Source organism: Shimia haliotis (genome assembly GCF_900114415.1).
Lineage (GTDB): Bacteria > Pseudomonadota > Alphaproteobacteria > Rhodobacterales > Rhodobacteraceae > Shimia > Shimia haliotis.
Genome location: NZ_FOSZ01000002.1, coordinates 581,347 through 587,651, shown reverse-complemented (window position 1 = coordinate 587,651; position 6,305 = coordinate 581,347). Strand labels below are relative to the sequence as shown.

General features: G+C 55.5%; 7 protein-coding genes. All 7 read right to left on the bottom strand.

Annotation, left to right across the window (positions count from 1 at the left end; all coding sequences use genetic code 11):
* Window positions 1–691 precede the first annotated feature (691 nt).
* The 7 genes from comE to BM069_RS08190 are packed head-to-tail and all read right to left on the bottom strand — an operon-like array spanning window position 692 to window position 6,305.
* Complete coding sequence (gene comE, locus BM069_RS08220; RefSeq protein WP_093322742.1) at window positions 692–1,249, bottom strand: sulfopyruvate decarboxylase subunit beta; 558 nt, start codon at window positions 1,247–1,249, stop codon at window positions 692–694.
* The gene (comD, locus tag BM069_RS08215; protein ID WP_093322739.1) at window positions 1,246–1,752 is read right to left on the bottom strand and encodes a sulfopyruvate decarboxylase subunit alpha; all 507 of its coding nucleotides are present in this window, start codon (window positions 1,750–1,752) and stop codon (window positions 1,246–1,248) included. The genes comE and comD overlap by 4 nt, the downstream gene beginning before the upstream one ends.
* Before the next feature lie 12 nt (window positions 1,753–1,764).
* Window positions 1,765–2,172, bottom strand: coding sequence for a universal stress protein (locus BM069_RS08210; protein WP_093322736.1), 408 nt, complete (start codon window positions 2,170–2,172; stop codon window positions 1,765–1,767).
* A complete protein-coding gene (locus tag BM069_RS08205) occupies window positions 2,165–3,175 on the bottom strand; it encodes a zinc-dependent alcohol dehydrogenase (RefSeq protein WP_093322734.1) in 1,011 nt (336 codons plus the stop codon). The genes BM069_RS08210 and BM069_RS08205 overlap by 8 nt, the downstream gene beginning before the upstream one ends.
* Window positions 3,172–3,933 (bottom strand): SDR family NAD(P)-dependent oxidoreductase, encoded by a 762-nt coding sequence (locus BM069_RS08200; RefSeq protein ID WP_093322731.1) that lies wholly within the window; start codon window positions 3,931–3,933, stop codon window positions 3,172–3,174. Before BM069_RS08200 ends, BM069_RS08205 begins: the two co-directional genes overlap by 4 nt.
* Window positions 3,926–5,233: a histidinol dehydrogenase gene (gene hisD, locus BM069_RS08195; RefSeq protein ID WP_093322728.1), complete on the bottom strand. Its 1,308-nt coding sequence runs from the start codon at window positions 5,231–5,233 to the stop codon at window positions 3,926–3,928. The genes BM069_RS08200 and hisD overlap by 8 nt, the downstream gene beginning before the upstream one ends.
* 25 nt (window positions 5,234–5,258) lie before the next feature.
* Window positions 5,259–6,305, bottom strand: coding sequence for a DUF475 domain-containing protein (locus BM069_RS08190; protein WP_093322725.1), 1,047 nt, complete (start codon window positions 6,303–6,305; stop codon window positions 5,259–5,261).

The window sequence follows — 6,305 nt, the reverse complement described above, 5'->3', positions numbered from 1 at the left end:
GTCTGATAGCCCATCATCCCACGGGTATATGCAGAGATGTTGGACTGGCCGATGTCGTCACCCCAAATCACCAAAATATTGGGCTTGTCTTGAGCCATGGCAAATGTCGGCGCGGCGAATGTCGCGACGATCAATCCGAGCATGACTTTGGGTGTTCTTGCTAAGAAGCGCATTTTTTCCTCCCAAATGGAGCCTAGAAAACTTGATAAATTAATGGGCGAAAGAGTGCCCTGAAGTTCCAACAGCATGCATCGGCTTCGGTTTGGGTACAAGGCTTGTGTTGGCTTAAGGCACTGTTAACAAATATTCTGGCGGTCTTATTCCTATTGCAGGCAGCTTTTTGCCGAGCGGTATGGCGCGACACATTCCGCAACCCAAGATGCGCTCGATTTACGAGGGCATAATTGTGTCCCGAGTAGTGTTGCTACTGTGTTTTGCCTCTAAGCCCGTAGTTGGCGAAGAGGATTTGTGCTGCGCAGGCAAGCAAGAAATGCGCTGAGCGAAACCGGCTCATTTGCCAAAGGATAATGGGCCGTACTGGCGTACGGGTTGGGGGTCTCACGGTTTGTGATGGCGCATGGCATGGTTGGCCGGGCGCAACGTATGCGCTGCGGGGGATTTGGAATCCCTGCCGATACAACAGGCCGCTTAACTGGCGGCCTGTTGTCTTTGGTTCTTGTGAGACAGCCAACTAGCTGGCTGCGACAGCTTTCATAAAGCGGTCTTTGATCACCACCGGATCCATTGTGATGACCGGCATTTTCGCGTTTCCACTGTCGCATTTTACAACCATGACAGTTGGTTTCTTCTCGGAAATGGCCTTTTGCAAAGCGGCGCCCGTGTCAACGTCCTGCACTTCTACGACATTGTCACAACCTGCGGCGCGAGCCATGCCGGCGAGGTCCGTTTTCTTGCCGGTATAGGTCGGTTGATCGCCGGTGGAGCCATAGGAGCCGTTGTCGACAATCATCAAGATGAAGTTGTCAGGAGCGTTGTTGCCGATCGTCGGAAGGGTTCCGAGATTGGTCAGAACAGAACCGTCGCCGTCGATCGCGATGACGGTTTTGGGCTGTGTGAGTGCCAGTCCCAGACCGATAGAGGATGCAAGCCCCATGGTGCCCAGCATATAGAAATTTGTCGGCTGATCGTCGATCGCATGCAGCTCTTGTGATGGAATGCCAATGTTGCACACCACTAGCTGGTCGCGAAGGATTGGGGCGATTTCTTTCAGGATTTCAGAGCGGATCATTGGTCGCCGTAGCCTCCCCAGAAATTGGCGTCGGTCAAAATGGCGACGGGCTTGTTGCACATAAATGTGTACTTCAGAATGTTGTCGAACTCTTCGACGTCTTTCTGCCAGTGGAAGTGGTAAGTCGGGATATTGAGTTGCGCCAGAAGCGCCTTGGTGTGAACCGCCATTTCTACCTGACAGGCAACCGGCTCTCGCAGTTCCCCGCGGTAGGAAATCAGCATTGGTAGTGGCATTCGGTAGTATTGAATCAGGGTAGCCAACGTGTTGATTGTCACACCCAATGCGGTGTTTTGCATGATGATGGCTGGTCGCTGTCCGCCCATGTGGGCGCCGGCACACAGGCCCATTCCTTCGTCCTCTTTGTTGGACGGAATGTGGAAAATGTCGTCACGGGTGTCGATTTCCTCGATCACACCGGCCAGCTGTTTGCATGGAACCGTTGTGACAAAAGAAACGCCATTGGCGACGAGATCGTCGGCTATGCGTTTGTCGATGTTCATTGAAGTCTCCTGTTATTCGCGATGCACATGCACGGTGCAAGGCGCGTGGCGCACGACGCGTGCTGCTGTTGAACCGATTAAAAAGTCGCTGACGTCGGGCTTGTGAGACCCCATAACGATACAGTCAAAGTCGCCTTGTTTTGAGAATTCGACGATGGACCGATATGCGTGGCCTTTGACGATTTCCACTTTCACGTTCGGTACGGTCCGCGCCTTTTCTTTCAGAGCTGCAAAGGCCGCATCAAACCCCTGTTGGATATGATCTTCACCCATGAACGTGCTGACGGTGCCGCGCGGGATTTCATAGACATGCAAGGCTGTGATGCTGCCATCCTCGGCGCAAAGGGCCTTGGCCGTTGCCAAGGTGCGTTCCGAAACGCCGTGGTCCAATGCCAAGGGGACGAGAATTTTCTTATACATCTGAGGTCCTTTCGTGAACGGGCTGAGATCGCGGATCGAGAACAATTTTTGGCGCAGCGGTCGTGCCGGCGCGAATATCTCGAAAAGCCTGCGCGCCTTCGTGCAATGGTCTGACGTCGAACCAGTCCAGCATACCAAGGCGGCCCTCAAACATGGCTTGCGCGGTCTCACGGAAATCCTGAGCGGTGTATGTGTAGCTTCCGACAAAGGTGATTTCTTGTAAGGTCAGCCGGCGGACGTCTATGCCGCCCGTATTTTCGCCGAGGCCGACGTGAACGATGACCCCGCCCGGAGTGACCCATTCAGACGCGGCGGCGCGGGTAGCGGCGTATCCCACGGCATCAATAACAACGGGCGCGGAGGCTTGAGGAGCCGGCGCGGCGTGCAATTTACATCGCGCCTTAATAAAGTCGCGCCGAAGAGGGTTCGGATCGACAATTTCGATGTCAGTCAGTCCCATCGCCTTGAGAGCCAACGCGGCCCCAAGGCCAATTGCACCGCCACCAAACACTAAGGCGCGTTGAGGCGGGTCATCCGGCTGATTTTTCAGCGCGAGTTTCGCAGCATGCCAGCTCACAGCGAGAGGTTCGCAAAGCGCGGCTTTTTCCAGTGGGAAGGTGTCCGGTACGTACACAAGATTGGCTTCCGGTATTGCCACATACTCTGCAAATGCGCCTTCCCGCGGCGGCATCGAGATGATCTGGCGATCTGCGCAAATGTTCTCGCGACCCACGCGACACATGTCACAGGTGCCGCAAGACACCAGCGGGTTTATGGTCACTTTTTTACCTTGTAGGGGCCCAGTCTCAACAACGCCTGCAGCCTCGTGACCAAGTACCAGCGGAGCGGGGCGGCGATCATCGTGGCCAAGGTAGGCGTGCATGTCTGAGCCGCAGATGCCCGAAGCGTGAATGCGGACGAGATGCTCGCCTGTGGCAGGAGTTGGTGCGGCGATGTCGCGAACCGCAAGCGTTTCTACACCTTCATAAACAAGGGCTTTCATTTTGCCGTAAATCCCCCATCCACCATGAGCACTTGGCCCGTCACAAAGCGTGACGCCTCAGAGCAAAGAAACAACAGCGGGCCATCCAAATCATTCAGTTCGCCATTGCGGCCGATGCACGTTTGTGCCGCATTGCGGGCGGCTCTGTCGGCGTCCCCAAAAACAGATTTTGTCAGATCTGTCGGAAAGAAGCCGGGGCCAATCGCATTGGCTGTGATGCCGGTGGCAGACCATGCCTCAGCCATCGCGCGGGTCAGTTGCCCGACCGCGGCTTTGCTTGAACCATAGGCAATTCCTGCCGGAAAAGCGCGGGTTGTCTGAAGTGAAGCGAAATTCACAATGCGCCCCCATTTTCTTCGCTTCATGTCGGGAACCAGGGCCTGAGCAAGGAAGAACGGCGCTGACAAATTGAGCTCCAGTGTCTTGTCCCATCCGTCGCGGGTTACGTCGTCTGCGGCTTGTCGTGTGTTGATGCCCGCGGCATTGACCAAAATGTCCGGCGCGCCCAAAGGCTTTGCCACTTCCTTTGCCAAGTCAGCCAAATGTGCACGATCGCCAATGTCCGCAGCGACAAATGCGCTACCCTCGCCCAGATCTGCGATGAGCTCTCTGAGCTTGTCTTGGCGGCGTGCCACGGCGATGACCTTGGCGCCCGCGGCGTGCAAAACTTGCGCTGCGCGTTGGCCGAGGCCAGAGCTGGCTCCGGTCACAAGAGCCACGCGGCCCTGCAAGTTAAATAGGCTGGTTGGGTCAACCATGTGCGGTCAGATCAAAGGTTTCGTCTGGAAAGTACTTGGCAAGCCGGACATCCGCCGCTCTCGCATGTCCTTCCATACCTTCAAGTCGGGAAATGCGCGCCGTGGCCTCGGCCACTTTTCGAGAGCCCTCGCGGGTCGCACGCTGCCATGTGACCATCTTCATGTATTTATGGACGCTCAGACCGCCAGTATAACTGGCCGCTCCCGAGGTGGGCAGAACATGATTTGTCCCCGCCGCTTTGTCGCCATAAGACACGGTGGTTTCTTCGCCGAGGAACAGAGAGCCGTAGCAAAGAAGTCGATCAAGCCACCAGTCCAGATCCTCTGCCTGCACCGTCAAGTGTTCTGGCGCATAGGCGTCCGATGTGGCGGCCATTTCCTCGCGATCCTCGCAGACAATGACTTCGGCATAGTCGCGCCACGCCGCTTCAGCGTTTTCGCGGTTCAGATCGGGAAGATCTGCGATCAGATCCGGAACCCGCGAGAGAACATCTTCGGCGAGGGGACGGTGATCCGTAACCAGCCAAACGGGTGAGTTGTAGCCATGTTCGGCCTGACTGACGAGATCGGTGGCCACGATGTGCGGGTCTGCTGTTTTGTCTGCCAATATCAGGCTGTCGGTTGGTCCTGCTATCATGTCGATGCCGACACGGCCATAAAGTGTGCGTTTCGCTTCGGCGACGAATTGGTTGCCGGGTCCGACGATGATGTTGGCTTTGGGTTGGCCAAATAGGCCAAACGCCATGGCGGCAATACCCTGCACGCCGCCGATTGCCATGATTTTGTCTGCGCCGCAGGCATGGGCGGCAAAAACGATTGCAGGATAGAGCCCGACGCCCGGCTGGGGGGCAGAGCATACAGCAATATGGTTGCACCCTGCCACTTTGGCGGTCGTAACCGTCATGATTGCGCTGGCGATATGACGATAACGACCGGCGGGCACATAGCAGCCCGCGGCGGCCACAGGGATTGCTTTTTGACCGGCAATCAGGCCCGGGTTGATTTCGTACTGCACGTCCTGAACTGTGGCTTTCTGAACCTCAGCGAAACGACGGACGTTGTCGTGTGCAAAGAGGATATCATCCTTCAGCCTTTGCGGCACCAGCGCACACGCAGCATCGATCTCGTCCTGCGTCAGGTGCACATTGCCTTCGTATTGGTCGAACTTTGCGGCATATTCCAACGCCGCGACCTCTCCACGTTCTTCAATATCAGCAAGAATTTCGGTGACTGTGGCCGCTGTGTCGCCAGCATCCGATCTGGACGTCAACATCGCCTTTTTGAGATAGGTCCGTGCCATTTTCGTGTCCTGTCTGTTCGCGTGATCAAAATTCGCGCTTGTTGTGAATAATTGAGGCTGTGAAGGCGAAACCAATCAACACCATTCCCACGCCGCCTGTGATAAGTTCGTGCACATGCATCAGCGGTTGCAGGAACATCACAATTGAAAGGGCAAAGATCGAGTAGAAGGCGCCATGCTCGAGATACCGAAACTCAGCCAAGGTGCCGCGTTCTACGAGCATGATTGTCATTGACCGGACGTACATAGCGCCGATGCCAAGACCAATCGCGATCAATAGAATATTGGTGGTCAGGGCAAAGGCCCCGATGACGCCGTCAAACGAGAAGCTGGCGTCCAGAACCTCCAGATAAAGAAACGCGCCCAAACCTCCTTTGGCTCCGATTGACGCGGTGGAGCCAGCCATGTTGTCCAGGTAGGTGCCGAGACCATCTACCATGGTGAACACCAGCAATCCCATCACGGCTGACGTGAGAAACGGGGCCATCTCCGGACCAGGAACAGAGCGCGAAATCAGTAGGACGATCACCAACACAAAGGCGATTTCAAATCCTCGGATCGACCCGCACAGGCGTAGGTTTTTTTCCAGCACGCCGATCCAATCAATCGATTTGTCTTCATCAATAAAGAACTTCAGCGCCACCATCATCAGGAACGTGCCACCAAACGCGGAGATCGGGCCATGGGCATGTCCGATAATCTCGGCGTACTCGTCCGGATCGGACAAGGCGAGGTGCATAGCTTCAAACGGGTTGATCCACGCAAAAATGGCGACGATTGCCAATGGAAACACAATCCGCATTCCAAAGACAGCGATGAGAATACCCCAGGTCAGAAACCTTTGGCGCCAGACCGGTGTCATTTCTTCGAGTTTGTTTGCGTTCACAATCGCATTGTCAAAAGACAGGGCGATTTCCAAAGCGGCCAGAACCGTGCCGACCATCAAAAAGGACATCATTCCCGACATGGTGCCTTCGGTGGCCCAGCCCAACCAGGCCGTCAATCCGAGGCCAATCACCGTCGTGATCAAAGGCCACTTGAGATAGGAAAGTGAAGATCGTTTAGTTTGCAT

Excerpts from the sequence above, each read along its gene's own strand:
- comE (WP_093322742.1), bottom strand. The coding sequence starts at position 1,249 with ATGATCCGCTCTGAAATCCTGAAAGAAATCGCCCCAATCCTTCGCGAC.
- comD (WP_093322739.1), bottom strand. The coding sequence starts at position 1,752 with ATGAACATCGACAAACGCATAGCCGACGATCTCGTCGCCAATGGCGTT.
- BM069_RS08210 (WP_093322736.1), bottom strand. The coding sequence starts at position 2,172 with ATGTATAAGAAAATTCTCGTCCCCTTGGCATTGGACCACGGCGTTTCG.
- BM069_RS08205 (WP_093322734.1), bottom strand. The coding sequence starts at position 3,175 with ATGAAAGCCCTTGTTTATGAAGGTGTAGAAACGCTTGCGGTTCGCGAC.
- BM069_RS08200 (WP_093322731.1), bottom strand. The coding sequence starts at position 3,933 with ATGGTTGACCCAACCAGCCTATTTAACTTGCAGGGCCGCGTGGCTCTT.
- hisD (WP_093322728.1), bottom strand. The coding sequence starts at position 5,233 with ATGGCACGGACCTATCTCAAAAAGGCGATGTTGACGTCCAGATCGGAT.
- BM069_RS08190 (WP_093322725.1), bottom strand. The coding sequence starts at position 6,305 with ATGCAAACTAAACGATCTTCACTTTCCTATCTCAAGTGGCCTTTGATC.